This window comes from Geodermatophilus normandii (genome assembly GCF_003182485.1).
Lineage (GTDB): Bacteria > Actinomycetota > Actinomycetes > Mycobacteriales > Geodermatophilaceae > Geodermatophilus > Geodermatophilus normandii.
The window spans coordinates 235,101-261,364 of the sequence record NZ_QGTX01000001.1; the positions used below are offsets into that span (position 1 = coordinate 235,101).

26 protein-coding genes and 1 pseudogene are annotated in these 26,264 nt (G+C 76.7%); 13 read left to right on the forward strand and 14 right to left on the reverse strand.

Going from position 1 to position 26,264, the window contains the following annotated elements; all coding sequences use genetic code 11:
- Nucleotides 1–42 precede the first annotated feature (42 nt).
- Nucleotides 43–954, reverse strand: coding sequence for a PhzF family phenazine biosynthesis protein (locus tag JD79_RS01230; RefSeq protein WP_110007295.1), 912 nt, complete (start codon nucleotides 952–954; stop codon nucleotides 43–45).
- Nucleotides 955–979: 25 nt separating this feature from the next.
- Between JD79_RS01230 and JD79_RS01235 the strand changes: the two genes are divergently transcribed.
- Both JD79_RS01235 and JD79_RS01240 read left to right on the forward strand, forming a co-directional pair.
- Entirely contained in the window at nucleotides 980–2,218 is a 1,239-nt protein-coding gene (locus tag JD79_RS01235; protein WP_110004068.1) for a magnesium transporter MgtE N-terminal domain-containing protein, read from the forward strand.
- Nucleotides 2,211–2,744 (forward strand): DUF1003 domain-containing protein, encoded by a 534-nt coding sequence (locus JD79_RS01240; protein ID WP_110004069.1) that lies wholly within the window; start codon nucleotides 2,211–2,213, stop codon nucleotides 2,742–2,744. Before JD79_RS01235 ends, JD79_RS01240 begins: the two co-directional genes overlap by 8 nt.
- 149 nt (nucleotides 2,745–2,893) lie before the next feature.
- On the opposite strand, the gene JD79_RS01245 is transcribed toward JD79_RS01240, so the two are convergent.
- Nucleotides 2,894–3,211 (reverse strand): AzlD domain-containing protein, encoded by a 318-nt coding sequence (locus JD79_RS01245; RefSeq protein WP_110004070.1) that lies wholly within the window; start codon nucleotides 3,209–3,211, stop codon nucleotides 2,894–2,896.
- Complete coding sequence (locus tag JD79_RS01250) at nucleotides 3,208–3,894, reverse strand: AzlC family ABC transporter permease (RefSeq protein ID WP_110004071.1); 687 nt, start codon at nucleotides 3,892–3,894, stop codon at nucleotides 3,208–3,210. Before JD79_RS01250 ends, JD79_RS01245 begins: the two co-directional genes overlap by 4 nt.
- A gap of 244 nt (nucleotides 3,895–4,138) precedes the next feature.
- Between JD79_RS01250 and JD79_RS01255 the strand changes: the two genes are divergently transcribed.
- The gene (locus JD79_RS01255) at nucleotides 4,139–5,299 is read left to right on the forward strand and encodes an Mrp/NBP35 family ATP-binding protein (RefSeq protein ID WP_110004072.1); all 1,161 of its coding nucleotides are present in this window, start codon (nucleotides 4,139–4,141) and stop codon (nucleotides 5,297–5,299) included.
- 90 nt (nucleotides 5,300–5,389) lie between these two features.
- On the opposite strand, the gene JD79_RS01260 is transcribed toward JD79_RS01255, so the two are convergent.
- From JD79_RS01260 to sigE, 4 genes are all read right to left on the reverse strand, one after another.
- The gene (locus tag JD79_RS01260; protein WP_110004073.1) at nucleotides 5,390–5,788 is read right to left on the reverse strand and encodes a twin-arginine translocase TatA/TatE family subunit; all 399 of its coding nucleotides are present in this window, start codon (nucleotides 5,786–5,788) and stop codon (nucleotides 5,390–5,392) included.
- 15 nt (nucleotides 5,789–5,803) lie between these two features.
- A complete protein-coding gene (locus JD79_RS01265) occupies nucleotides 5,804–7,435 on the reverse strand; it encodes a S1C family serine protease (RefSeq protein WP_245899492.1) in 1,632 nt (543 codons plus the stop codon).
- Nucleotides 7,436–7,534: 99 nt separating this feature from the next.
- The gene (locus JD79_RS01270; protein ID WP_110004074.1) at nucleotides 7,535–8,107 is read right to left on the reverse strand and encodes an anti-sigma factor family protein; all 573 of its coding nucleotides are present in this window, start codon (nucleotides 8,105–8,107) and stop codon (nucleotides 7,535–7,537) included.
- A complete protein-coding gene (gene sigE / locus JD79_RS01275; RefSeq protein WP_245899494.1) occupies nucleotides 8,104–8,703 on the reverse strand; it encodes an RNA polymerase sigma factor SigE in 600 nt (199 codons plus the stop codon). Before sigE ends, JD79_RS01270 begins: the two co-directional genes overlap by 4 nt.
- Before the next feature lie 192 nt (nucleotides 8,704–8,895).
- On the opposite strand from sigE, the gene JD79_RS01280 reads away from it, so the two are divergent.
- Nucleotides 8,896–9,600 carry an O-methyltransferase gene (locus JD79_RS01280; protein WP_110004075.1) on the forward strand — a complete coding sequence of 235 codons (705 nt, stop codon included), beginning with the start codon at nucleotides 8,896–8,898 and terminating at the stop codon, nucleotides 9,598–9,600.
- On the opposite strand, the gene JD79_RS01285 is transcribed toward JD79_RS01280, so the two are convergent.
- Both JD79_RS01285 and glgC read right to left on the reverse strand, forming a co-directional pair.
- Nucleotides 9,549–9,989, reverse strand: coding sequence for a 2'-5' RNA ligase family protein (locus tag JD79_RS01285; RefSeq protein ID WP_245899496.1), 441 nt, complete (start codon nucleotides 9,987–9,989; stop codon nucleotides 9,549–9,551). The genes JD79_RS01280 and JD79_RS01285 overlap by 52 nt on opposite strands.
- Before the next feature lie 58 nt (nucleotides 9,990–10,047).
- Entirely contained in the window at nucleotides 10,048–11,268 is a 1,221-nt protein-coding gene (glgC, locus tag JD79_RS01290) for a glucose-1-phosphate adenylyltransferase (RefSeq protein ID WP_110004077.1), read from the reverse strand.
- A 73-nt stretch (nucleotides 11,269–11,341) separates the two neighbouring features.
- Between glgC and glgA the strand changes: the two genes are divergently transcribed.
- The 8 genes from glgA (at nucleotide 11,342) to JD79_RS01330 (ending at nucleotide 19,950) form a co-directional block, all read left to right on the forward strand.
- Nucleotides 11,342–12,514, forward strand: a complete 1,173-nt coding sequence (glgA, locus tag JD79_RS01295) for a glycogen synthase (RefSeq protein ID WP_110007298.1) — start codon at nucleotides 11,342–11,344, stop codon at nucleotides 12,512–12,514.
- Between the two features lie 34 nt (nucleotides 12,515–12,548).
- A complete protein-coding gene (locus JD79_RS01300) occupies nucleotides 12,549–13,757 on the forward strand; it encodes a PP2C family protein-serine/threonine phosphatase (RefSeq protein WP_245899498.1) in 1,209 nt (402 codons plus the stop codon).
- Nucleotides 13,754–14,845 carry a hypothetical protein gene (locus JD79_RS01305; protein WP_110004079.1) on the forward strand — a complete coding sequence of 364 codons (1,092 nt, stop codon included), beginning with the start codon at nucleotides 13,754–13,756 and terminating at the stop codon, nucleotides 14,843–14,845. The genes JD79_RS01300 and JD79_RS01305 overlap by 4 nt, the downstream gene beginning before the upstream one ends.
- A gap of 40 nt (nucleotides 14,846–14,885) precedes the next feature.
- Entirely contained in the window at nucleotides 14,886–15,620 is a 735-nt protein-coding gene (locus JD79_RS01310) for a GAF domain-containing protein (RefSeq protein ID WP_245899500.1), read from the forward strand.
- 147 nt (nucleotides 15,621–15,767) lie between these two features.
- Nucleotides 15,768–16,817, forward strand: coding sequence for a spore photoproduct lyase family protein (locus tag JD79_RS01315; RefSeq protein ID WP_281270338.1), 1,050 nt, complete (start codon nucleotides 15,768–15,770; stop codon nucleotides 16,815–16,817).
- Complete coding sequence (locus tag JD79_RS01320; RefSeq protein WP_110004081.1) at nucleotides 16,817–17,809, forward strand: MsnO8 family LLM class oxidoreductase; 993 nt, start codon at nucleotides 16,817–16,819, stop codon at nucleotides 17,807–17,809. Before JD79_RS01315 ends, JD79_RS01320 begins: the two co-directional genes overlap by 1 nt.
- A 41-nt stretch (nucleotides 17,810–17,850) precedes the next feature.
- Nucleotides 17,851–19,353, forward strand: coding sequence for a phytoene desaturase family protein (locus JD79_RS01325; RefSeq protein ID WP_110004082.1), 1,503 nt, complete (start codon nucleotides 17,851–17,853; stop codon nucleotides 19,351–19,353).
- A gap of 87 nt (nucleotides 19,354–19,440) precedes the next feature.
- Nucleotides 19,441–19,950, forward strand: coding sequence for a DinB family protein (locus tag JD79_RS01330; protein WP_110004083.1), 510 nt, complete (start codon nucleotides 19,441–19,443; stop codon nucleotides 19,948–19,950).
- 3 nt (nucleotides 19,951–19,953) lie between these two features.
- Here the strand turns inward: JD79_RS01330 and JD79_RS01335 are convergent, their stop codons facing one another.
- The 4 genes and pseudogenes from JD79_RS01335 to JD79_RS01350 form a co-directional block, all read right to left on the reverse strand.
- Nucleotides 19,954–21,417, reverse strand: a complete 1,464-nt coding sequence (locus JD79_RS01335) for a hypothetical protein (RefSeq protein ID WP_110004084.1) — start codon at nucleotides 21,415–21,417, stop codon at nucleotides 19,954–19,956.
- Between the two features lie 178 nt (nucleotides 21,418–21,595).
- A pseudogene (locus tag JD79_RS01340) lies at nucleotides 21,596–22,954 on the reverse strand (leucyl aminopeptidase family protein); the annotation flags it as partial.
- A 140-nt stretch (nucleotides 22,955–23,094) separates the two neighbouring features.
- Nucleotides 23,095–23,262, reverse strand: coding sequence for a DUF3117 domain-containing protein (locus tag JD79_RS01345; protein WP_012947303.1), 168 nt, complete (start codon nucleotides 23,260–23,262; stop codon nucleotides 23,095–23,097).
- A 75-nt stretch (nucleotides 23,263–23,337) separates the two neighbouring features.
- On the reverse strand, nucleotides 23,338–23,991 hold the full coding sequence (locus tag JD79_RS01350) for a DNA-3-methyladenine glycosylase I (protein WP_245899504.1): 654 nt from the start codon (nucleotides 23,989–23,991) through the stop codon (nucleotides 23,338–23,340).
- Nucleotides 23,992–24,108: 117 nt separating this feature from the next.
- On the opposite strand from JD79_RS01350, the gene JD79_RS01355 reads away from it, so the two are divergent.
- Nucleotides 24,109–25,272: an HNH endonuclease signature motif containing protein gene (locus tag JD79_RS01355; protein ID WP_110004085.1), complete on the forward strand. Its 1,164-nt coding sequence runs from the start codon at nucleotides 24,109–24,111 to the stop codon at nucleotides 25,270–25,272.
- 19 nt (nucleotides 25,273–25,291) lie between these two features.
- Here JD79_RS01355 and JD79_RS01360 read toward each other — a convergent pair whose 3' ends face one another.
- Nucleotides 25,292–26,188, reverse strand: coding sequence for a DMT family transporter (locus tag JD79_RS01360; protein WP_110004086.1), 897 nt, complete (start codon nucleotides 26,186–26,188; stop codon nucleotides 25,292–25,294).
- Nucleotides 26,189–26,264 lie beyond the last annotated feature (76 nt).

A 26,264-nucleotide genomic window follows, 5' to 3' on the forward strand; every position in this document is an offset into this window, starting at 1 on the left:
CCGCCCACGGGGACGGCGCCGCCGTGGCGCTCCTGGCCCCGTTCAGAGGCCCGCGCCGCGCGGAGCGGGGCGTGCGGGCAACGGGGTCCTCACCGGCACGCGGATGCGGCCGGCGGCCACCGGCACCACCGCACCGGCCACCGTGGCCGCCGTCGCCCGGCCGGCCTCGGCGGTGACGGTGCAGGACAGCACCGACGGCCGCCCCATCGCCTCGCCCTGCCGCACCGTGTAGGCCGACGTCCCCTCCGGCGCCACCAGCCCCGAGGCGACCAGCCAGACGCCGGTGCCCAGCGCCGCGGAGCCGGTGGCCGGGTCCTCGCCCCAGTGCAGGTCGTTCGCGAACACGCGGGCGTACGCGGTCGCGCCGTCCCACGACAGCACCGAGACGCCCTCCCCCACCCCGGAGGCGGCGAGCGCGGCGGGGTCCGGGACGGCGCGGTCGACGACACCGGGGTGCACGGCGAGGACGGCGAAGGGCAGGCCGCAGCCGGCGACGGACGCGGGCAGCCCCACGACGTCGGCCGCCGACAGCCCCAGCGCCCGGGCCAGGGCCGCCGGGTCGGGGCCGTCCTCGAGCGTCGGCCGCCCGCCCGACAGCGTGGCGCCGGCCTCGTCGACGACGACGTCGAGCACCCCGGCACCGCACTCCTGGCGCAGCGTCCCCGCGGCCAGGCGGCCGGTGCGCACCAGCGTGTGCGCGGCGCCGACGCTCGGGTGCCCGGCGAAGGGCAGCTCCGCGTACGGCGTGAAGATCCGCACGCGGTACGAGGCGCCCGGCTCGGTGGGCGCGCAGAGGAACGACGTCTCCGACAGCGCGAACTCGTTGGCCAGCGCCTGGCACTGCGCGGTGGTCAGGTCGTCGGCGTCGAACACGACGGCCAGCGGGTTGCCCGCGAAGGCCCGCGGCGCGAACACGTCGACGACCTCGTACTCCACGGACCCGGGGCTCGCCACGGACTCGACGGTAACCTCGGCGACCGTGAGCACGGTGACCAGGGCGTACGTCTCGCGGCTCGCCGGGCTCCCCGTCTTCGACCCCAACGGGGACCGGGTCGGGCGGCTGCGCGACGTCGTCGTGGCGCTGCGCGTGGGCACCGCGAACCCGCGGGCGCTGGGCCTGGTCGTGGAGGTCGTGGCGCGCCGCCGCATCTTCGTGCCGATGGGCCGGGTGACCAGCGTCGACCCGGGCGCGGTGGTGCTCGGGTCGGGCACGCTGAACCTCAAGCGCTTCGAGCAGCGGCGCGGCGAGACGCTGGTGCTCGGCGAGCTCCTCGACCGCACGGTGACCATCCGCGAGTCGGGCCGGCCCGCCACCGTCGTCGACGCGGGGCTCGAGCAGCTGCGCACCGGCGACTGGGAGATCACCCGCCTCGCCGTCCAGGAGCCCGGCCGCATCGGCCGCCGCGGGCAGCTGCACCAGCTGGCCTGGGACGAGGTGTCGGGCCTCGCGCTGCCGGAGACCGGCCAGGGCACCGAGACGCTGCTCGCCACCTACCGCGAGCTCAACGCCGCCGACCTCGCCCACGCGCTGCAGGACCTGCCGATCAAGCGGCGGCACGAGGTGGCCGAGGCGCTCAGCGACCAGCGGCTCGCCGACGTGCTCGGCGAGCTGCCGGAGGCCGAGCAGATCACCATCCTCGGCACCCTCGAGGAGGCCCGCGCCGCCGACGTCCTCGAGGAGATGGACCCCGACGACGCCGCCGACCTGCTCGCCGAGCTGTCCAACGTCGACCGCAACCGGCTGCTGGAGCTCATGGAGCCCGGCGAGGCCGAGCCGGTGCGCCAGCTGCTCAAGTACTCCGAGGACACCGCCGGCGGGATCATGACCAGCGAGCCGGTGATCCTCACGCCCGACGCGACGATCGCCGAGGCGCTGGCGCGTGTGCGGGAGCCCGAGCTGACCCCGGCGCTGGCCAGCCAGGTGTACGTGTGCCGGCCGCCGTCGGCCACCCCGACCGGGCGCTACCTGGGGCTGGCGCACATCCAGGCGCTGCTGCGCGAGCCGCCGTCGACGCTGGTCAGCGGCGTCCTCGACGACCTCGAGCCGCTGCGGCCGGAGGCCCCGCTGACCGAGGTCACCCGCTACTTCGCCACCTACAACCTGGTGGCCGCGCCGGTGGTCGACGAGCAGGGCCGGCTGGTGGGCGCGGTCAGCGTCGACGACGTCCTCGACCACCTGCTGCCCGAGGACTGGCGCGAGCGGGCCCGTCGTGGCTGAGGGCCGGCGGCTCGACGTCCCCCGCGGCTCGGCGCGCAGCCTCGGCAGCTACCTGCGGCTCGACCCCGACGCGGTCGGGCGGTTCGCCGAGGGCATCGCGCGGTTCCTCGGCACCGGCCGCTTCCTCGCCGTCCAGACGTTCATCGTGGTCGTCTGGATCGCGCTCAACGTCTTCGCCGTGCGGCTGCGCTGGGACCCCTATCCGTTCATCCTGCTCAACCTGGCCTTCTCCACCCAGGCCGCGTACGCGGCGCCGCTGATCCTGCTGGCGCAGAACCGGCAGGCCGACCGCGACCGCGTGCAGGCCGAGGAGGACCGTGCCCGGGCCGCGCAGACCCGCGCCGACACCGAGTACCTGGCCCGCGAGCTCGCCGCGCTCCGGGTGGCCATCGGCGAGCTGGCCACCCGCGACTTCATCCGCGGCGAGCTGACCCGGCTGGCCCCGGAGGCCTCCGACGAGGCCGACCGGCGGGAGCGCAAGGCGCGCAAGAAGGCCGACCGGGAGCGGCACGAGCCCGTCGCCTGAGGCTCAGCCCAGCAGCGCCTGCGGACTCGTCGGCCGCCTCGGCCGCTCCGTCGGCCAGCACCCCGGCCAGCGCGGCGGGGAGCAGCCGGGGTGGCTCGGCCGGGGAGGTCCTCGGCGAGGTGGACGAGCTCGGGGCCGGCGCGGCCACGTCAGCCCCACACGACGTGCACGAGGGCCCCGGTGGCGCCGGCCAGCACCAGGACGACGATGAACGGCGCGCGCAGCGCCAGCGCCACCGCCGCGACCGCGAGCCCCGCCAGGCGCCCGTCGACGACGAGGTCCTGCCCCGACGTGACCGCCTGCACCGCCACCAGCGCGGCCAGCAGCGCGGCCGGTACGAAGGTGACCAGCCGGGTGACCCACGGCCGCTCCACCCACGCCGCCGGCACCGAGAGCCCGGCCAGCTTGAGCAGGTAGCAGCCCACCGACCCGACGAGCACCACCGTCCACAGCCCGCCGCTGCTCACTCCGCCTCCCGGGGCCGGCCGGCGAGTGCCACCGCGACGACGGCGGTCACCACCTGCACGCCCGCGGGCACGAACGGCGTGAGCGCCAGCGCCACCACCGCCCCGCCGAGCGCGACCCGCCGGGCGACGGCCGGCTCCTCGGCACCCGGCCACAGCCGCGGCCAGAGCAGGGCGAGGAAGGCGGCGGGGACGACGGCGTCCAGCGCCGCCTGCGCGGTCTCCCCCAGCGCGCCGGCCCCGAGCGCGCCGACCAGCGTGGTGGTGTTCCACACCGCGTAGATCGTGGCGCCGCCGGTGAGGAAGCCCAGCCGGGCGAGCCCGCGGTCGGGAGCGGCCACGGCCAGCGCGGTCGTCTCGTCGATGACCCAGTGCGCCAGACCGAGCCGGCGCAGCAGCCCGCGCGGCGCGAGCAGCGGCGCCAGCCGGACGCCGTAGACGGTGTTGCGGGTGCCCAGCAGCAGCGCGCTGCCGATGGCCGCCGCTCCGCCGCCGCCGGCACCGAGGACGCCGACCAGCGCGAACTGCGAGGCGCCGGTGAACATCAGCAGCGACATGGCCAGTGCCTGCCAGGGGTCCAGGCCCGCGGCGTCGGCGGCCGCACCGAAGGCGACGCCGTAGAGGCCGACGGCCACGCCCAGCCCGATCGCGTCGCGCAGGACGGCGGTCCGGGCGGGGGCGGGCACGGGTCCCGAGGCTAGCGACCCGCCGGGTGCCGGGAGGGGACCGCCGACCCGCGCCGGGAAGGGACCCGCCCGCCGGGGCGTTTGACCTGCAGGTGCTCGCGCCGGGTGCGCAGCACATCACCACCGCACCGGGCGGCACCCGGTGCCCGCCGCCGTACAGTGGCAGGTGGCCCGGAGAGCAGGACGCCGCCCGTGCGGGGCGAGCCGCGAGCCGGGTCCCCCCGTCGAAGGAGACACATCCCCCATGTCCGACACGCTGACCGGCTCGCCGGCGCTCGACGCCGTCAATGCCGCTCTGGCCACCGTCCAGGACCCGGAGATCAACCGTCCGCTGACCGACCTCGGGATGGTCAAGGACGTGCAGATCGGCGTCGGCGGCGACCCGGGCGCCGTGCGCGTCGAGGTCTACCTCACCGTGGCCGGCTGCCCGATGCGCGAGACCATCACCAACCGGGTGACCACCGCCGTCTCCGCCGTCCCCGGCGTGACCTCGGTGCAGGTGGGCCTGGACGTCATGAGCGACGAGCAGCGCGCCGAGCTGCGGAAGACCGTCCGCGGCACCGACGCCGCCGAGCCGGTCATCCCCTTCGCCCAGCCGGGCTCGCTGACCCGCGTCTACGCCGTCGCCTCCGGCAAGGGCGGCGTCGGCAAGTCCAGCGTCACGGTCAACCTGGCCGCCTCGCTGGCCAAGCGGGGCCTGTCGGTCGGCGTCGTGGACGCCGACATCTACGGCCACTCGGTGCCGCGCATGCTCGGCGTCGAGGACAAGCCGACCCAGGTCGACAACATGATCATGCCGCCGCAGTCGATGGGCGTGAAGGTCATCTCGATCGGCATGTTCACCCCCGGCAACACCCCGGTCGTCTGGCGCGGCCCGATGCTGCACCGCGCGCTGCAGCAGTTCCTCGCCGACGTGTGGTGGGGCGACCTCGACGTCCTGCTCCTCGACCTGCCGCCCGGCACCGGCGACGTCGCGATCTCCATCGCCCAGCTGCTGCCCAACGCCGAGATCCTCGTGGTGACCACTCCGCAGCAGGCCGCCGCCGAGGTGGCCGAGCGGGCCGGCGCGATCGCCACCCAGACCCACCAGCAGGTGGTCGGCGTCATCGAGAACATGTCGTGGCTCGAGCTGCCCGACGGCACCCGCATGGAGGTCTTCGGGTCCGGCGGTGGGCAGGCGGTCTCCGACGCGCTGACCCGCACCCTCGGTGCCCGGGTCCCGCTGCTCGGCCAGATCCCGCTCGACACCCGGCTGCGGGAGGCCGGCGACGCCGGTGCCCCCATCGTGCTCGCCGACCCCGACACCCCCGCCGCGCAGGCGCTGGCGAAGGTCGCCGACTCCCTGGCCGTGCGGCAGCGCGGGCTGTCCGGGATGTCGCTGGGGCTCACGCCCGTCCGCCGCTGACCTGCTGACGCTCCAGAGGCCCGGTCCCGCGTGGGGCCGGGCCTCCGTCGTCCCGGGCAGTCAGCTCCGGGGCAGCCGCGGGCGCCCGGACTAGGTCGCGTCGACGTCGAACGGCGGCGGGGTGCTGCGGTCGTGCGCGACGACGGCCGGCCGCGAGGCCGGCTTGACCAGGCTCGCCGCGGTCGCGCCCGCCGCCTGGCCGGGCGTCCCGGAGTCGCCGCGGCGCACCGGCGGGGCGTCGTCGTCGAACAGCTGGGAGCGGATGAACGTCTTCGGGTGGTACTTGCGCAGGTCGAGGTCGCGCAGGCCGGCGAGGTCGTCGCCGAGGGACTCGTCCACCTGGGCGCGCACCCCGGTGATCGCCTCGCGCACCTTCTTCAGCCCGGCCGCGGCGTCCCGGGCCAGGTGCGGCAGCCGCTCGGGCCCGAAGATGAACAACGCGGCGAGCGCCAGGACGACGATCTCGCCCCAGCCGATCGAGTCGAACACGCGTCCCTCCTCCCCCTAGGCCTGCGCGAGGGTCGCCTGGACCGTCGTCGACGAGCCGCCGCGCACCAGCTCGATCGTCACCACGTCCCCGGGGGCGTGGGCGTCGACGGCGACGGCGAGCTCCTCGGAGCTGCCCACGGGCTGGTCGTCGACGCCGATGACGACGTCCTGCTCCCGGATGCCGGCGTCGGCCGCGGGGCTGTCCGGCTCCACGTTGAGGACCAGCGCGCCGTCCCGGGTGCCGTCGGTGACCGACCGCGTGTTGACCCCGAGGGTGGCGTGCACCGCGCTGCCGGTGGCGATCAGCTGCTCGGCGATGGTGCGGGCGCTGTCGATCGGGATGGCGAAGCCCAGGCCCACGCTCCCGCCGCCGAGGGAGGCGATGGCGGTGTTGATGCCGATGACCGCACCGGTGGCGTCGACCAGCGCGCCGCCGGAGTTGCCCGGGTTGATCGGGGCGTCGGTCTGCACCGCGCTGATGACGGCGTTGGTGTCGCTGCCCTCGCCCGCCAGACGCACCGGCCGGTCGAGGGCGCTGACGATCCCGCTGGTCACCGTGCCCGCCAGGCCCAGCGGCGAGCCGATGGCCACGACCGGGTCACCGACGACGACGTCGTCGGAGTCGCCGAGCGAGGCGGTGACCAGGCCGGGCTTCTCGACCTTCACGACGGCGATGTCGCTGGCCGGGTCGCGGCCGACGATCCGGGCCGACGAGCCGCTGCCGTCGCTGAACACCGCCCGGATCTCCGCGCCGTCCACGCCGTCGGCGCCGGAGATGACGTGGTTGTTCGTGACGATGTAGCCGTTGGCGCCGTCGACGACGACGCCCGATCCGGTGGCACCGGCGTCGCCGATGCGCACCTCGATCGAGACGACCGCCGGCGTCACGGTCTCGGCGATGTCGGAGACCGAGCCCGGCTCGCGGGTGATGCCCTCGTCGGTCTCGGTCAGCGTGGTGCCCGGCGCCAGCAGCGGCGTCTCGCTCGCCTCGCGGGTCAGCAGGTAGCCCACCCCGCCGCCGAGCGCGCCGGCGACCAGGACGGCCAGCACGACGAGCGCCGCCACGCGCACCGACAGGTCGCGCAGCCGCAGCTTCCGGCGGCCCTTCCGGTCGACGACGACCGGACCCTCCTGTTCGGACTCCTCGGTGAACACCGCCGGGCCGGTGAGGCCGGCCGGGGCGTGCGGGTCGCGCCAGGGGTCGCTCCTCGCGTCGGGCTTCCACCACGGACCGGCCGACGTGCGGCGGCGTCCGGGGCGGCCACCGGGCGGCTCCTGCAGCCCGCCCTGCCCGGCCGGCGCGCGGAAGGCGCGCAGCACGGCCTCCGGCGGCGGCGGGGGCACCGGCCGCGGCGGCACGGACGGGCGGTCGCCGGCGAAGCTGCCGGGCACCGCGGCCGGGCGGCCGAAGGCGGCGGCCTGGGCGGGGCTCGGCTGCTGCGGCGGCGCCGCCGCGGGCCGTGGCCGCTGCGGCGGGTCGAACGAGCCGGTGGCCCCTGCGGGACGGGCGAAGACCGCCTCCTGAGCACGATCGCCGTCGCGGCCGATGCCGACCGGCGGGCGGACGACGGCCTCCACGGTGCGGTCGCCCTCACGGAGGACGGGCTCGGGGGTGCCGGTCTCGCGGGCGTCGTCGGGTGGGGTCACGGGTACAGGGTCCTCCCCGGACCTGTCAGCGGACGGGACTGGCGGTGCAGCGCGACGGTACCCGCCGGCGGACCGGCCCCGGGATCTCCGACCGCGGGATCAGGGGGTGGCGCCGGGTGCGGGCGGCTGCCCGGCCAGGGTGCGCACGACCGGCGGCACGACCTCGGTGCGCTCGTCGGGCGACGAGGGTCCGGCCACCGACGGCGGGGTCTCGCTCACGGCCTCGCCGGGGTCGGGCAGGTTGACCGCCAGGACCGCGACGCCGAGGCCCAGCCCGGCGAGCGTGCCGGCGACGCTGCGGCGCAGCCAGCGGGCCTGGTGCGGCGAGGAGGACCGCGCCGGCGGCTCGTCGAGCGCGACGGTCCAGCGTCCCGAGGAGCCGGAGACGGTGAGCTGGCCGGGGCCGGCGGTCACCGTGCCGAGCCCGCCGCCGCCGGGGACGTCGGCGGTGAAGGGGATGGCGCACAGCCGCGACAGCAGGTCGCCGGGGACGGCGACGTCGGAGGCGGCGTGCAGCGCGTCCTTGGCCTCGCGCTGTGCCTGCACCAGCATCCGGCACTCGAGGCAGCCGGCGAGGTGGCGGGCGGCGCGGGCGGCGGGGCCGCTGGCCAGCTCCCCGTCGACCAGCGCGGCGATGGCCTCCTGCGCCAGGTGGCTCTCCGGCAGGCTCATGCGGGAGCCCCCGGTGCCACCATCCCGCGGGGCGCGAGGTGGGCCAGGGCGGCGCGCAGCTGCACGCGGCCGCGGTGGATGCGGCTGCGGACGGTGCCGAGCTTGATGCCGAGGGTCGCCGCGATCTCCTCGTAGGTGAGGCCCTCGATGTCGCAGAGGACCACGGCCACGCGGAACTCCGGCGACAGCGCGTCGAGCGCCGCCTGGATCTGCGGGTCGAGGTGGGTGTCGGCGTAGACCTGCTCGGGGCTGGGGGAGGTGCCGGGGAGGCGCTCGGTGTCCTCGGGCAGCGCGTCGAACCGGATCCGCTGGCGGCGCCGGACCATGTCGAGGAACAGGTTCGTGGTGATGCGGTGCAGCCAGCCCTCGAACGTGCCGGGCGAGAAGTCGGCGAGGGAGCGGAACACCCGGACGAACGTCTCCTGGGTGAGGTCCTCGGCGTCCTGCGCGTTGCCCGAGAGGCGGTAGGCCAGCCGGTACACCCGCGCCGAGTGGTCCCGCACGACCTGCTCCCAGGTCGGGGCCACCCACACCTCACCGGCGCCGGACGCGGCCGGCTGCTCGGCGGTGGGCTGGGGGACGGCGGCCTCGGACACGTCGCCAGGATCGCAGACGCGCACGTCGCCGGCCTCCCCCGGAGTATGGACGGGGACGGCGGCACGCTCGGGTGTCACGTCGGGATCAACGGGCGGCGCTGTGTTCCGTGTTCCCGCCGGCCGGTCTTGCCAGGTTCCTCACAGGTTCGCCTCCCGGATCACTCCGCGCAGTCGCACTACCCTCGTCCGGTGATGAGCGCCGAGGGACCGTGGCGCGCCGGCGGGACCGGGGGCGCCGCCTGGGCCGACCGCTACGCCACGGAGGACCCCGTCCTCGCCGCGGCGCGGACCCAGGCCGCGTCCCTCGGCGGCCCGCCTCCTCCCGAGCCGGCGGCGGGCGCCACCCTCGCCGTCCTCGCGGCGGGTGCCGGCGCCCGGGCGGTCGTGTCCGTCGGCAGCGGCGGTGGCGTCGTCGGCCTGTGGCTGCTGCGCGGCATGCGCCCCGACGGCGTCCTCACCGCCCTCGACGGCGACCCCGAGCAGCTGCGCGGCGCCCGGCGGGCCTTCACCGAGGCGGGCGTCCCCGCGGGCCGGACCCGGCTGATCTTCGGCACCCCCGCCGAGGTGCTCCCCCGCCTGTCCCCGGGCGCCTACGACCTCGTCGTCTGCGCCGGTCCGCCCACCGAGTACGCCGCGCACCTCCCGGCCCTGCTCGGCCTGCTGCGCACCGGCGGGACGCTGGCCTGCCACGGCCTGCTCGCCGGGGACCGCATCGGCGACCGCGCGGCCCGCGACCCCGAGACCGTCACCTGGCGCGACCTGGCGCGCAGCGTCCGCGAGGACGAGCAGCTCACCTCCGCCGTCCTGCCCATCGGGGCCGGGCTGCTGGTGGCCACCCGCCGCGGTCAGCCGCGGAACGGCACCTCGGCCAGCGGCTCCCACGGCCCGCCGAGGTAGCGCCACAGCCCCAGCCCGCGGGCGGGGACCTCGGCGGGGACGAACTCCGCGGCCAGCCGGTCGCGCAGCGCCCGGGCCACCGCGGGCTCCACCTTGTTCTGCACGGTGACGTGCGCCGACAGCCGCTGGCGGTCCTGCGGGGTCAGCCACGGGTCGAACTCGCCCGCCAGCCGCGCGTGCAGGGCCGAGAGCTCCGGCGCGGCCAGCCGGTAGGCCACCCCGCGGCCGAGCAGCTGCACGCCGGTCACCGCGACGGCGAACGGCGGGCGGGCGGCGACCCCGACCAGCGCGGCGTCCACGGCGTCGCGCTGCTCACCCGGCAGGGCGTGGAACAGCGTGACGTGCGCGGCCAGGTGGTTGCGCTCGGCCGGGAAGTGCGCCGCCCGCAACCGGTCGAACCGCGCCTGCGCCTCCGCCCCGAGCAGCAGGGTGACGATCAGCGGCGCTTCAGACGTGGGCCCGGGCTCCCTTGCCGAGGACGGTCACGCCGCCCGCGCTGACGTGGTAGTGCGTGCGGTCGCTCTCGGTGTCGACGCCGATGCGCGCCCACGGCGGCACGACGACGTTCTTGTCCAGGATCGCCCGCCGGACGTAGGCGCCCTCGCCGATCTGGACGCCGTCCATGAGGACGCTGTCCTCGACCCGGGCACCGCGGTCGACCCGCACGCCCGGCGAGACCACCGAGTTGTGCACCGACCCGCCGCCGATGATGGCGCCGGCGCTCACCATCGACTCCTCGGCCCGCCCTCCGAGCACGAACTTCGCCGGCGGCTGCTGCGGCGGCAGGGTGAGGATCGGCCAGCGGTCGTTGTACAGGTTGAACACCGGGGTCACCGACACCAGGTCCATGTGCGCGTCGAAGTAGGAGTCGATCGTCCCGACGTCCCGCCAGTAGCCGTGGTCCCGCTCGCTGGCGCCCGGGACGATGTTGGTCGAGAAGTCGTAGACGTAGGCCGACCCCGCGTCGGCCAGCATCGGCATGATCGAGCCGCCCATGTCGTGCGCCGAGTCGGCGTCCTCGGCATCGGCGCGCAGGGCCTCCAGCAGCGCGTCCGTGCTGAACACGTAGTTGCCCATCGAGGCGAAGGACTCCTCCGGCGAGTCCGGCAGCCCCGGCGGGTCGGCCGGCTTCTCGAGGAAGCCGCGCACCTTCCCCGCGGCGTCGGCGTCGATGACGCCGAACTCGGTGGCCTCGCGCCGCGGCACCCGCAGGCCGGCGATCGTCACGCCCGCCCCGGTCTGCACGTGCTGGTCGATCATCTGACCCGGGTCCATGCGGTAGACGTGGTCGGCGCCGAAGACGACGACGATGTCGGGCCGCGCGTCGTAGATCAGGTTGAGGCTCTGCAGGATCGCGTCGGCGCTGCCGGTGTACCAGCGCGGGCCGAGCCGCTGCTGGGCCGGCACCGGGGTGATGAAGTTGCCCAGCAGGTTCGACATCCGCCACGTCGTCGTGATGTGCCGGTCGAGGCTGTGGCTCTTGTACTGGGTGAGGACGGCGATCTGCCGGATCTCCGCGTTGACCAGGTTGGACAGCACGAAGTCGATGAGCCGGTAGTTGCCGCCGAAGGGCACCGCCGGTTTGGCGCGGTCCTGGGTCAGGGGCGCCAGGCGCTTGCCCTCACCACCGGCCAGGACGATGCCGAGCACTCGAGGACCGCCACGCATGCCAGGAACGTAGTCGTTGGCCGGCGTCGGCGTCGCCCCACCTCCGTACGTCCTGCCCCCTAGGGTGACCGGCGTGCGCATCGGCATCGTCACCCGGGAGTGGCCACCGGACGTCTACGGGGGCGCCGGGGTGCACGTCGAGCACCTCGTCGCGGCCCTCCGCTCGCTGCCCGCGGGGCCGGAGCTGGAGGTGCACGCCTTCGGTGGTCCGCGCACCGACGCCCGCGGCTGGGCCGTCCCGCCCGGCCTCGCCGGCGCCAACGGCGCGCTGCAGGCGCTCGGCACCGACGTCGAGATCGCGGCGGCGCTGGGCGGGGTCGACCTCGTGCACAGCCACACCTGGTACGCCAACGGCGCCGGCCTGCTCGCCGCGCTCGTGCACGGCGCGCCGCACGTGGTCACCGCGCACTCGCTGGAGCCGCGCCGGCCGTGGAAGGCCGACCAGCTCGGCGGCGGCTACCGGCTCTCGTCCTGGGTGGAGCGCACCGCCTACCTCGCCGCCGACGCGGTGATCGCGGTCAGCCACGGCATGCGCGCCGACGTCCTCGACGCCTATCCCGACCTCGACCCGGCCCGCGTGCACGTCGTCGGCAACGGGGTGGACGCCGAGGCCTACCGGCCCACGCCGGCACCCGACGTCGTCCGCGCGCTCGGGGTGGACCCCGACCGGCCGTACGCGCTGTTCGTCGGCCGGATCACGCGGCAGAAGGGCGTCGTCCACCTGCTCCGGGCGGCCGAGCAGCTGCCGCCCGACGCCGGGCTGGTGCTGTGCGCCGGCGCCGCCGACACCCCGGCCGAGCGCCAGCAGGTCGCCGACGCGGTGGCCGAGCTGCAGGCCCGCCGGCCGGGCGTCGTCTGGATCGAGGCGATGCTGCCGCGCGAGCAGCTCGTGCCGCTGATCACCGGCGCGACGGTGTTCGTGGTCCCCTCCGTCTACGAGCCGCTGGGCATCGTCAACCTCGAGGCCGCCGCCTGCGGCACCGCGGTGGTCGCGAGCGCCGTCGGCGGGATCCCCGAGGTCGTCGCCGACGGGGAGACCGGGCTGCTGGTCCCCTACGACCCCGACGACGTCGCCGCGTTCGAGGCCGGCCTGGCCGCGCGGGTGACCGAGTTGCTGCACGACCCGCCGCGGGCGGCGCGGATGGGCGCCGCCGGCCGCGAGCGGGTGCTGTCGGAGTTCGGCTGGCCGGCGATCGCCCAGCAGACCGTCCAGGTGTACTCGGCCGTGCTGGAGGGCCGCGGCTGAACCCGCCGGGCGCCGGATGGGAAGCTGTCCCGTCGTGACGCCCTCGCCCCTGCCCTCCGACCAGGACCCGGTCCGGGCCCTGGTCCGTGCGTCGCACCACCTGCCCGCCGACGACCTGGGCGCCGCGGTGGCCCGGCACGCCCGGGCGCTCGGCGCCCTCGACGCGGTCGTGTACCTCGCCGACTACGCCCAGCACGAGCTCGTGCCCGTCCGCGGCGAGGGGGTCCCCGACCGTCCCGTGCTGACCATCGACGGCTCGGTGGGCGGGCGCGCCTTCCGCCGTGTCGCCCCCGTCCGGTCCACCGCGGACGGCGCCCCCGGGGCCGTGTGGCTGCCGCTCCTCGACGGTGCCCAACGGATCGGGGTCCTGGAGCTCGTCGTCCCGGGCGCGCTGTCGCCGGCCTTCGAGGACGAGGCGCGTTCCTTCGCCTCGTTGGTCGCCGAGCTGACGGTCACCCGCGACGCCTACAGCGACGTCCTCCGCCGGCTCCGCCGGCGCAGGCCCCTGACGCTGGCCGCCGAGATCCAGTGGGAGCTGCTGCCACCGCTCACCTACGCCGGCGGGCGCGTCGTCATCACCGGCGCGCTGGAACCGACCTACCGGATCGGTGGCGACACCTTCGACTACGCGGTCAACGGCTCGCTGGTCGACTTCGCGGTGCTCGACGCCGTCGGCCACGGCCTGCCTGCCGCGCTGCTGTCCACCGCTGCCGTGGGCGCCTACCGGCACGCCCGCCGCACCGGCCACGACCTCCCCGCCGTCGCCGCCGCGATGGACGCCGTCGTCGCCGGGGAGTTCTCCGGCAGCCGCTTCGCCACCGCCGCGATCGCCCGGCTCGACCTGGACACCGGCGTACTCCGGTGGGTCAACTGCGGCCACCCGGATCCGCTGCTCGTCCGCGAGGGTGTGCTGCTCCGCCCGCCGGTGTGCCGGCCGGCGCGTCCCCTGGGCCTGCTGGCGGGCGAGCCCGAGGTCTGCGAGGCCCAGCTGCGGCCGGCTGACCGCGTGATCCTCTACACCGACGGGATCGTCGAGGCCCGCTCGCCCGACGGCGTGTTCTTCGGCGAGGAGCGGCTGGCCGACCTCGTCGTCCGCGCCGAGCTCGCCGGCGACCCGCCGCCGGAGACGATGCGCCGGCTCATGGGCAGCGTCATGGAGCACCAGGCCGGGCAGCTGCAGGACGACGCCAGCATCGTCATGGTCGAGTGGCGGACCGGCGCCGAGGACCGGCTGCGGCTGTGAGCACGGCAGCGACCCAGGGCCCCCACCCCGAGGGCGGGGCCGCACCGGCCGACGTCGTCGTCGGGCTCGTGGCCGCGCCCGGCGCCCCGGCCGAGCTGGCCGACGAGCTGGCCGCCGACCTGACCGGCGCGCTGCGCGAGCGCCACCCCGACGCCACCTGGGACGTGCGGGTGGTCGAGGACGGCCTCGTCCGACCCCCGGCCGACGACGCGGAGATCGTGGCGGCCGCCCGCGACCGGCTGCTGACCGAGGAGTGGGACCTCGCCGTCGTCGTCACCGACCTGCCGCTGGCGGTGGAGCGGCGGACGGTGGTGGCGCACGCCAGCCCGGTGCACGGCGTCGCGGTGCTCTCGCTGCCGGCCCTCGGCGCGGTGGGCCTGCGCCGGCGCGCCCTGCAGACGACGCTGGGGCTGGTCCGCACCCTGCTCGGCGACGACGCCGACGGCGAGGGCGACCCCGCCGCGCTGCGCCGCCGGGTACGCGAGCTGGCCGCCGACCCGGCCGACACCGCCGAGGGCGTGCGGTTCACCGCCCGGGTGCTCACGGGCAACCTGCGGCTGCTGGTCGGCATGGTGCGCGCCAACCGGCCCTGGCGGCTGACCATCCAGCTGTCCCGCGCGCTGACGGCGGCGGTCGCGGCCGGCGTCTTCGCCCTGGTGACCGCCGACATCTGGCGGCTGGCCGACCGGTTCGGCTGGCTGCGGCTGGGGGTGGTCGGGCTCGGCTCGGTGGTCGCGATCTGCGCGACCCTCGTGGTCGGGGCGCAGCTGTGGGAGCGGACGCGCTCGCGGCGGGTGCGCAAGCAGGTGGCGCTGTTCAACCTGGCCACCACCGCCACCGTGGTCATCGGGGTGCTGACGCTCTACGCCGCGCTGTTCGCCCTCGCCCTGGCCGGGTCCCTGCTGCTGGTGCCCCCGGCCCTGTTCGCCGAGGGCCTGGGGCACCCGGCCCGGATCGGCGACTACCTGGAGCTCGCCTGGCTGACCAGCTCGCTGGCGACCGTCGGCGGCGCGCTGGGTGCGGGCCTGGAGTCCGACGAGGCGGTCCGCGAGGCGGCCTACACCCACCGGCCCGACGCGGCGGGGTGACCGACGTGGCCCGGGGCGCCGGCACGGGCGAGGATGACGTGTGACCATCGCCACACGGTTCGCCACCGCGCTCGGTGCGGAGACGTCCCGTGTCCCCGGACCTCCCGAGCTGCTCCCCGTCCGGCTGGCCCGGGCGTGCGTCGCCACGCTGGGCGTCGACGGCGCGGGGCTGTCGGTGGTCGACGCCGCCGGCACCCGCATCCCGCTCGGGTCCAGCACCGCGCACGCCGCGTGCGCCGAGCGGCTGCAGTTCACCGTGGGCGCGGGGCCGTGCTGGGAGGCGCAGGAGACCCGTCAGCCGGTGTTCGCCCTCCTCGCGGACCTGCGCCGCCGCTGGATGCCCTTCGCCGACCTGCTGACCGCCCAGACGCCGTTCCGCGCGGTCGTCGCCCTCCCGCTGCGCGAGGACCTCGCCGGGGCCGGGGCGCTGGACCTCTACTTCACCGACGACGCGCGGGTGCCCGACCTCGACGTCTTCGCCGCGATGGCCGTCGGCGAGCTCGTCACCGCCGCGCTCGGCGAGGCCGCCGTCTGGTCGGACTGGCCGGCCGGCCAGGGCCCCGACTGGATGCACGGGCCGGACGCCCGCCGCCGCGCCGCGGTGATGCGGGCCGCCGGCCGGACGGCGATGGCGCTGGAGACAGACCCGGCCACCGCGCTGGACCTCCTGCGCGCGGCCGCCTACGCCGGCGGGCGCAGCGTGGAGGACGTCGCCGAGGACCTCGAGCAGGGCCGCCTCGACGTCGGCCAGCTGGCGCCGGGCAGGCGGTCCTGACGCCCGCCGTGTGACCGTCCCCGCAGGTCAGCGGCGGAATCGAGGCCTCTGCGCGGGTGCTGTACCTCCCGTGACCGCCGCGTCCTCGCCGTCCGCCGTCTCCGCTCCCCCGGCGCCCGCCCCGGCCCCGTCCCCTCCCCCACCCGGCTGCTCGACGTCCGCACCGTCTACGCCGAAGCCGCCGCCCTGGACTCCGCCCGCGGCCGCGAGGTGCTCGCCCGCTTCCCCGGCGCCGAGATCGTCGAGGTGCCCTCGCACTGGCAGATCCCGGAGCTCAACGGCAACGAGGGCAACGTCGAGCGCTGGGTGCGGGTCAAGACCGAGACGCTCGTGCTCGGCGTGAAGAAGTCGCTGTCGGCGCGGCCCAACAGCCGCTCGTCGAACTGGATCGCCCCCTCGACGGCCAATGGCTGTGCCATGGCCTGCGCCTACTGCTACGTACCGCGGCGCAAGGGCTTCGCCAACCCGATCACCGTCTTCACCAACATCGAGCAGATCACCGGCTACCTGCGCCGCCACGTCGCCCGGCAGGGCCCCAAGACCGAACCGGACCAGTGCGACCCGGTCAGCTGGGTCTACGACATCGGCGAGAACAGCGACTGCTCGGTCGACGCGCTGGTGAGCGACAACGTCGCCGACCTGGTGGCCACCTTCCGCGGGCTGCCCACCGCCAAGGCGTCCTTCGCCACCAAGTACGTCAACCGCGAGCTGCTCGACCTCGACCCGCAGGGCCGCACCCGCATCCGGTTCTCGCTCATGCCCGACGCCGACTCGCGGGTCATCGACGTGCGCACCAGCCGCATCGCCGAGCGCGTCGCCGCCGTGGACGACTTCGTCGAGGCCGGCTACGAGGTGCACCTCAACCTCTCCCCGGTGGTGCTGCGCGACGGGTGGGAGGCCGACTGGGCGCAGCTGCTGCGCCGCCTCGACGACACCCTCTCCCCCGCGGCCAAGGCCCAGGCGGCGGCCGAGGTGATCATGCTGACCCACAACCGGGACCTGCACGAGGTCAACCTCGGCTGGCACCCCAAGGCCGAGGACCTCCTCTGGCGGCCGGACCTGCAGCAGCCCAAGCGCAGCCAGAACGGCCAGTGGAACGTGCGCTACCGCAACGACGTCAAGCGGGCCGGCGTCGAGCGGCTGCAGGAGCTCGTCGCCCACCACGCGCCCTGGCTGCGCATCCGCTACGCGTTCTGATGCGCCTCTCCCTGCTCGACCGCTCGCGCACGCGCGCCGGGGAGCCGGACGCGGCGGCGCTGCGCGGCACCGTCGAGCGGGCCGTCTCCGCGGAGCGGCTGGGCTACCGGCGGTTCTGGGTGGCCGAGCACCACGGCGTCCCCGGGATCGCCGGGGCGGCTCCGGCGGTCCTGCTGGCCGCGGTCGCGGGCCGGACCTCGGCGATCCGGCTGGGCTCGGCCGGCGTCATGCTGCCGCACCACCAGCCGCTGGTCGTGGCCGAGCAGTTCGCCACCCTGACGGCCCTCGCGCCCGGCCGCGTCGACCTCGGGCTCGGCCGCTCCCCCGGCTTCACCGCGCCGGTGCGCCGGGCGCTGCGGGAGACCGAGCGGGACTTCGCCGCCGACCTCGCCGAGCTGCGCGCGCACCTCACCGGGACGGCGGAGATCACGATGCACCCGCGTCCCGACGGCGACGTGCGGATGGTGGTCCTGGCCACCGGTTCCGGCCTCGAGGTCGCCGCCGCCCTGGGCCTGCCGGTGGTCGTGGGCGGGCCGCTGCTGGGAGTGGCCGGCGACCCGGAGCCGGGGCGCGAGGCGCTGGCCCGCTACCGCCGGAGCTACCGGCCCTCGGCGCAGGCGCCCGAGCCGGAGGTCGCGATCAGCCTCGACGTGCTCGTCGCCGACACCGCGGCCGAGGCCGCCGACCTGCTGCTGCCCGAGGCGTGGGCGATGGCGCAGGCGCGCACCACCGGCGTCTTCCCGCCGCTGGAGCCGGTCCCGGCGGTGCGGGCGGCCCGGATGACGGCGGTGCAGCGGCGGCACGCCGAGCGGACCGCGGCGACGGCGGTGGCCGGCACGGCCGAGCAGGTGGGGTCGCGGCTGGCCGAGCTGGCCGAGCGCACCGGCGCGGTGGAGCTGGTGGCGGCGGGCAGCACGCACGACCGCTGGGCGCTGGCCGCCTCCGACGACGCGCTGGCCCGGCTGCTGGGCGTGCCGGCCGCCGGACGGTGATCACCCGTTCGGGGCGTGACCAGCGGCACTACGGTGACGGAGTGGCACGGGTGGTGGTCGTCGGCGCGGGGCTCGGCGGCCTCGCCGCCGCCGCGCGGCTGGGCGCGCTGGGACACCGGGTGACCGTGCTGGAGCAGTCCGGCGACGTCGGCGGCAAGCTCGGCTGGTACGCCCGCGACGGACACGCCTTCGACACCGGCCCCAGCCTGGTGACGCTGCCCCAGGTGCTGCGCGACCTGTTCGACGCCACCGGCGGCCCGCTCGAGGAGGCCGTCGACCTCGTCCGGCTCGACCCCGCCGTCGACTACCGGTTCGCCGACGGCACCCGCCTGGCGGTGCCCGGACACCTCGACGCGGTGCCCGGGGCCCTCGACGCCGCCCTGGGTGAGGGCAGCGGCGGGCAGTGGCGGGCCCTGCTCGCGCGCGCCGAGGCGATGTGGGCGATCACCGAGCAGCCGTTCCTGCGCTCGCCGCTGCGCGGGGCGGCCACCCTCGCCCGGCTGGCCCGCGACCCGGCCGACGTCGCCGCCGTCGCGCCCTGGCAGACGCTGCGCGGCCTCGGCGCGCGCTACCTGCGCGACCCGCGGCTGCGGCTGCTGCTCGACCGCTACGCCACCTACTCCGGCTCCGACCCGCGGCGCGCACCCGCGGTGCTCGCGACCGTCCCCTACGTCGAGCAGGCGTTCGGCTCCTGGTACGTCCGCGGCGGGCTGCACCGGCTCGCCGAGGCGGTGGCCGAGCGGGCCCGTGAGCACGGCGCCGACGTCCGCACCGGCACCCCGGTCCGGCGGGTGCTGCGCGAGGGCGGCCGGGTGTCCGGGGTGGAGCTGGTCGACGGCGGCGAGATGACCGCCGACGTCGTCGTCTCCGGCGCCGACGCCACCGCCCTCTACGCCGGGCTGTTGCCGCCGGACCGGCGCACCCGCGCGGTGCGCCGCGGGCTGACCCGGGCGACGCCGTCGCTGTCGGGGTTCGTGCTGCTGCTGGCGCTGCGCGGCCGCACCGCCGGCCTGGCCCACCACACCGTCGCCTTCCCCGGCGACTACGACGCCGAGTTCGACGCCGTCTTCGGCACCGGCCGGCACCGCGGCCTGCCCTGCCCGGTCCCCGACCCGACCGTCTACGTCAGCGCCCCCGACGATCCCGCGACCCGGCCCGACGACGACAGCGAGTCGTGGTTCGTGCTGGTCAACGCGCCGCGGCACGACCCCGACGGCGGCGTCGACTGGGACACCCCCGGCCTGGCCGACCGCTACGCCACCCGGGTGCTGGAGGTGATGGCCGCGCGCGGGCTCGACGTCCGCTCGCGCGTGCGCTGGTGGGTGGCCCGCACGCCGGCCGACCTCGCGCGGGAGACCGGCAGCGTCGGCGGCTCGATCTACGGCACGTCGAGCAACGGCGCCCGCGCCGCCTTCCTCCGGCCGGGCAACGCCGCACCGGTGCGGGGGCTGTACCTGGTCGGGGGCTCGTCGCACCCCGGCGGCGGGCTGCCGCTGGTGACGCTGTCGGCGGAGATCGTCGCGGGGCTGGTCGGGCCCGCCTGACGGCGGGAGGAGGCGTCGACGACGGAGGGCGCCGGCGCCGGCGCGATCGCGCTCGTCGCGTCGGCGGGCCGTGGGAGGGTCCCCGTCGTGCGCAGCGACCCGCCGGAGACCGGCGACGAGACGACCGTCCTGACCGCGTACCTGGCCTTCCAGCGGGAGACGGTGCTGCTGAAGACCGAGGGGCTGTCCCGCGAGCAGCTGGCGCGGCCGCACCCGCCGTCGTCGCTGACGCTGGCCGGCCTGCTGCACCACCTGGCGCTGGTGGAGGAGTCCTGGGCCGTGGAGCGGTTCGCCGGGCAGCCGGTGCCGGAGCCGTGGGCGGGGATCGACTGGGACGCGACCCCCGACTGGGAGTTCGACACCGCCGTCGGCCTGGAGCCGGAGGTGCTGCGCGAGCGCTACCGGGAGGCGGGCCGGCGCACCGACGCCGCGGTCGCCACGGCCGGGTCGCTGGACGCGCTGTCGGCGCGGCCGCTGCGCAACGGCAACCGGTTCAGCCTGCGCTGGATGCTGCTGCACCTGGTCGAGGAGACCGCGCGGCACGCCGGCCACGCCGACCTGCTGCGGGAGGCGGTCGACGGCGCGGTCGGCGAGTGAGCGTCAGCCCCGCGCCGCTCCCAGGCCGAGCACGGCGGCCAGCCCCAGCGCGCTGCGCGGCGCGTAGGCCGCCCGCCACAGCCCGCCGTGCACGGCGGCGTACGCCTCGTCCTGCCACGGCTGGTCGTGCCGCGGGCCGCCGTCGGTGTGCAGGTCGTGCACCAGCAGCGCGGCCATGAGCACGTTCGACGTCGCCGGCTCGAACACCTCCACGCCGAAGCGGTGGGCTCCGGCGTAGGCCGCGGCCAGCGCCCGGTTCTTCACCACCGAGCGGGTGCGCGTGGGCGGCGCGACGTTCATCGACACCGTCGTCCCGGCGGCCCGCGCGACGGTCGCCCGCCACCGCTGCAGCCGCTTGGCCAGCGCGTAGTTCGGCCCCTGCTGGGCGACCAGGCTGTCGCTGATCCCCGGGTCGGCGCCGGGCACGTAGGCGCGCTGCAGCAGCCGGCCGGCCGAGAGCGTCCGCAGCGGGCGGCCGAGCAGCTTGCCGGCCCGGGAGCGGCCGGCGTAGGCGCGCACCGACTGCTCGACGGCGTCGCCGGGGACGGCGAAGACGTCGGTGGGCGTGGCGAGGAAGGCCAGCGCGAGGTCGGGGCGGTCCCGCTGCAGCCGCAGGGTCAGCGCGTCGACGGCTGCCGAGACGCGCACGTTGGTGGCACCGTCGGCGTAGACGTAGTCGCCGAGCACCGGGGCGCCGGGCAGCCCCGCCACCCAGTCGGCGACCGCGGGGACCTCGCGCACCAGGTCCGCGCCCGCGGTGGCGGCGAGGTCGCCGTCGCCGGGGCCGGCGGGCACCAGCAGCCGGCCGGCGCCGCGGCGGGCGGTGTCGAGGACCCGCCGCCACAGGTCCGGCCGCGGCAGGTCGACGCCGGCGACGGTGGCGCCCCAGCGCAGCAGCGCGGTCAGCGGACCCATCTCCGCGCCGGCGCCGAGCACCACGACGGTGCGCCCGGGCAGCGCCAGCCACTCCGGGTGCGCGGCCACGGTGCGCACCGCGTCGGCCAGCGTCGGCTCGGCGATCCCGCGCTCGACCCAGGAGTCCACCTGGCGCAGCAGGTCGTCGCCGCGCAGCCGCCTGCCGTGGAAGGGCAGGCTGAACTCCCGCTCGGGCTCGGCGGTGCCGGTGACCTCGCGGGTGGCCGGCGCCCGCCCGGCCGGTGCGTCCGGGAGCGCGGCGAGCGGCTGCTCCCCACCGTCCCCGGTCACCCGCAGCCGGGCGTGGACGGCGTCGAGCCCGGCGCCGGCGACGGTGAGCGCCGCCTCCGGGGAGGCCAGTCCGGCCTCGACGAGGCGGCGGAAGTGCACCAGGTAACCGGCCCGCCAGTTGGTCTCCGACCCGGCGGCGCGGGCGCCGGTGGGGTCGACCGGGCGCAGCGCGTCGGCGACCACCGCCCGGCCGACCGCCGCGGTGCTGCGCCGCCCGTCGGGCCCGGCCGGGAAGACGACGCCGGTGTCGTCGGTGCTCACGCGGGGCTCCTCGGTCGGCAGTGGTCGGGGTGTTCGGCCCGTCCCGGGCACCGCCCGAGCGTGCGAGGGGTGGGGGGACGGGGTCCTTCCACGGCGCCCCGGCCTCCAGCCAGCGCAGCAGGGTGCGGACGCCGTACCCGGTGCCACCCTTGACCACCTCGGCGTCGTCGGAGCCCGCCCGCGCGGGGCCGGCGACGTCGAGGTGGGCCCAGGGCAGGTCGCCGGCGAACGGGCGCAGGAACAGTGCGGCGGTGGTCCCGCCGGGGTTGCCGGGCGCGTTGTTGGCGTCGGCGACGTCGCTGTGCAGCTGGTCGGCGTACTCCCCGTCCAGCGGCATGCGCCAGACCCGCTCGCCGGCGTGCAGCGCGGCGGTCGACAGCGCGGTGGCGAGGCCGTCGGTGGTGGCGTACAGCCCGGCCGTCCGGGTGCCCAGCGCGACCTTCATCGCCCCGGTCAGGGTGGCGACGTCGACCAGCACCGTGGCGCCCAGGCGCAGGCGGGCGTGGGCCAGGCCGTCGGCGAGGACCATCCGGCCCTCGGCGTCGGTGTTCCGCACCTCGGTGGTGCGCCCCCCGACGTGCCGCACGACGTCGGCCGGCCGATAGGACGAGCCGGACACCGCGTTCTCCGCGGCCGGGACGACGGCGGTCACCGCGACGGGGAGCTCCAGGCGGGCGGCGGCATCGAGCGCGCCGAGCACCGCCGCTCCCCCGGCCATGTCGGTCTTCATCTCGCGCATGCCGGGACCGTGCTTGATCTGGATGCCGCCGGTGTCGAAGGTGATGCCCTTGCCCACCAGCGCCGGCCGGGCCGGGCCGGCACCGGGCGGCTCGTACGCGGCGACGACGACCCGCGGCGGGGACGCCGAGCCGCCGCCGACGGCGAGCACGCCGCCGAAGCCGCTCGCAGCGAGCTCCTCGGGGCCGAGCACGGTGACGGTCACGTGCGGCAGGCCGGAGAGCCGCGCGACGGCCTGCTCCGCCAGCCAGGCCGGGTCCCCGGTGTCCGGCGGGGTGTTGACCAGGTCGCGGGCCCAGGCGACGGCGGAGGCGGCGACCTCCCCGGCCCGTGCCGCGGCGACGACGGGGGGGTCCGCGGCACCGGTGGCGACGAGGGCGACGGTGGTCAGCCGCGGCGGGTGCGGCTGGCTGCTCTCGCGGAAGCGGTAGCCGGCCAGGACCGCGGCCTCGACGGCGGCGCGGACCTCGTCGGCCCCGGCGGGGGCGACGGCGCCGTCGAGGGGCAGGACGAGCCGGGCGGCGCCGTGCTCGGCGAGGGTCTGCGCGCGGCGCACCGCGGTGGCGACGTAGCCGCGCAGGTGCGGCAGCGTCCCGTCACCCGTCCCGACCGCGACGACGCTGCGCGGCCGGCGGCCCGGGACCGGCAGGTCGGTGATGGCCCCGGCCCTGCCGGTGTTCCCGGTGTCGGCCAGCGCGCCGGTCAGCAGCCGGGCGGGCACCGGCGGGAGGGTGCCGGAGGCCGGTGAGGTGAGCCAGGCCGGCAGCGTGCCGCCCGACCCGACCGGGACCGCGAGCACGTCGTCCTCCCCGAGGCGGGGCAGCTCGTGGAGCAGTTCGACCCGCGGCAAGGGTGCGGCCCCGGTCGCCGGCGTGCTGCCGGCGGCCGGGGCCGCGTCGTCCTGCGCGGGGCTGCCCGAGGGCAGGTGCGCTGCGACGTTCAGCTGGTCGCGCCCTTCAGTGCCTCGGAGAGCGCCGCGGCCTCGTCGGGCGACAGCTCGACGACGAGGCGACCGCCGCCCTCGAGCGGCACCCGCATGACCAGGCCGCGCCCCTCCTTGGTGACCTCCAGGGGACCTTCACCCGTGCGCGGCTTCATGGCCGCCATGCGTGCCTCCTTCGCCGACCACCCGCAACCCCTGTGCGGCTGCGGTGTGGCTGTGTCTCGGTGCAGTGAGCTCCGCTACCCATGATCCCGTATCCCTGCTGCGGAACCAACCTGAGCCCCCGGGCGGGTGGCCCGGAAGCAGGTGGCGACGTGGTCGTCGACCATGCCCGTGGCCTGCATGAGCGCGTAGGCGGTGGTCGGTCCGACGAAGACGAAGCCCCGCCGCTTGAGCTCCCTGGCCATCGCCGTGGACTCGGCGCTGGTGGCCGGGACGTCGGCCATCGTGGCCGGGCGGGGCCGCGGCGCGGTGGGGGCGAAGGACCACAGCAGCGTCGACAGGCCCTCGGAGACCTGCTGGGCGGCCCGCGCGTTCCGGACGGCGGCGGCGATCTTGGCGCGGTTGCGGACGATGCCGGCGTCGGCCATCAGGCGGGCCTCGTCGTCGGCGGTGAACGCGGCGACCGCGTCGATGCGGAAGCCGGCGAAGGCGGCACGGAAGGCGGGTCGCTTGCGCAGGATGGTGATCCAGGACAGACCCGACTGGAACGCCTCCAGGCACAGGCGCTCGAAGAGCGCGTCGTCGCCGTGCAGCGGGGTGCCCCACTCCTCGTCGTGGTAGGCGACGTACTCGGGGGTGCTGTCCCCCCAGGCACAGCGCACACGGTCGTCGGTCGGCACGGGCTCCACGGCGGGCACGCTAGCGCCGGCGTGCGACAGGTCGGTCGTCATGCGGGCCTTCCTCGGACCCGCAGGCGCGGCCGGCAAGCGTCGTCCCCCTCCTGTGGAGGAGGCCCTGACCTGGGGATACAGCGCGCGCAAGGGCCCTTCCGGCAGTAGGATCCGTACATGTGTTCGAGTGATCTGGGGAGTGGTGACGTCCTCGACGACGTCGCCGCGCTGGTCGCCGAGCGCAACCGGATCGACGCCGCCCTGGCCCGCCGGGTCCGGGCGGCGGAGCGCTCGCAGGCGCCCGAGCGCGACGGCCTGACGTCGATGGCCTGCTGGCTGCGCGGGCACTGCCGGCTCTCGGGTTCCGAGGCGTCGCGGGTGGTGCGCAACGGGCGGGCGCTGGCGCACCTGCCCGCCCTCGCCGAGGCGCACGACGCCGGCCTGGTCTCGGCCGAGCAGGTCGCTGCCGCCGCGCGCGCGGTGACGCCGGCGCGGCTCGCCGCGGCCGCGGAGCAGGGGGTGGACCTCACCGTGATCGACGCGGTGGTCACCGGGGTCGCGGTCGAGCAGCCCCACGGCGACCTGGTGACGGTGGTGCAGCGCTACTGCGCCGACCTCGACCCCGACGGCCCCGAACCCAACCCCACCGAGGGCCGCTCGCTGACGCTGGCCAGGCACGCCAACGAATCACTGTCGATCCGCGGCGAGCTCGATGCCGTGGGCGGGGAGCGGCTGCAGGCGGCACTGGAGGCCCACGTGCAGGCCGACCGGCCGGCCGGGGACGAGCGCACCCGCGCGCAGCGGCTGGGTGACGCGCTGGTGCAGTTGTGCGACAACGTCCTGGCCGCCGGCGGCCTGCCCACCCTGCGGGGGCACAGGCCGCAGGTCGCCGTCGTGGTGAAGCTGGAGGACCTCACGACCGGGCGGGGCGCCGCCGAGATGGGGTTCGGTGCGGTCATCTCCGCCGCCCGCGCGCGCTGGCTGGCCTGCGACGGCGCCGTCTCCCGCGTGGTGTTCGGCCCCGATGGCGTTCCGCTCGACCTCGGCCGCGCGCACCGCCTCGCCGACCGCCACCTGCGCCGCGCGGCCGAGCTCCGCGACGGGGGCTGCGTGTTCGCCGGCTGTTCCGCGCCGACCTGGTGGTGCGACGTCCACCACCTGGTGCACTGGATCGACGGCGGCGAGACGTCACTGGAGAACTCGGCCCTGTTGTGCGAACGGCACCACACCGAGGTCCACCACGGCTTCCGCGTCGAACGACGACCCGACGGCCGATGGCACACCTACCGCCCTGACGGGTCGGAGATCACCACCCCGACGGCACTCGCCCCTGCCGCCTGACCGGGCCCACGGCACGGCCTCAGGGGACCGCGGCGCCCTCCGGCGCGGGCGCGGGCGCGGGTGCGTTGCGCCGGGTGGCCAGCACGCAACCGGCGAGCACCAGCGGCAGGCCGACGGCGAGGCCGAGGGTGAACGGCTCGTCGAGCAGCAGGACGCCGGCGAGCACCGCGACCGCCGGGTTCACGAAGGTGATCACCAGTGCGCGCTGCGGCCCCACCTCGCGGATGAGGGCGAAGAACAGCACCAGGGCCAGCGCGGTGCACACCACCCCGAGAGCGGCGAGCGAGGCCAGCGCGGACGCCGGCGCGGCGGTCACCTCCCCGAGCCGCGGGAGCGCGAACGGCGCGTAGACGACCGCGGTGACCACCAGCGCGACCGAGCTGACCGCCACCCCGGGCACGTCGGCGAGCGCCCGGCTGGCCACCAGCGGCGCGGTCCCGTAGCCCACGACGACGAGCACCACCGCCAGCACCGGCAGCAGCGCGACGCCCTCCACGTCGAGACCGAGCAGCGCCGCGATGCCCACGACGCCCAGCCCCATGCCCGCGAGCCGCACCGCGGTCAGCCGCTCCTCGTCGCCCAGCAGTCGCGCGGCCAGCGCCGCCACGAAGGGCACCGAGGCCACCAGCAGCCCGGTCAGCGAGCTCGACAGCGACGTCTCGGCGTAGGACAGCAGCAGCCACGGCGCGGTCATCTCCAGCACGGTGAACAGCAGCAGCGCCCGCCAGTGCCGCAGCGCCGCGCGGACCTGGCCGCGGGCCAGCGTCCACGGCAGCAGGAGCGCCGCCCCCACCACGCACCGGACGAAGACCACCACCACCGGCGACGTCTCCTCGACCGCCACCTTGATGAGCAGGTAGGGCACGCCCCAGATGACCGACATGGCCAGGAACAGCACCCATCCGCGACGACTCACCGGGCCATCCTCACCGACCCGGATCCAGCGCCCGACGCGCCCTGCCGTTGCGCATCCCCCGGCACGGGGGTTGGAC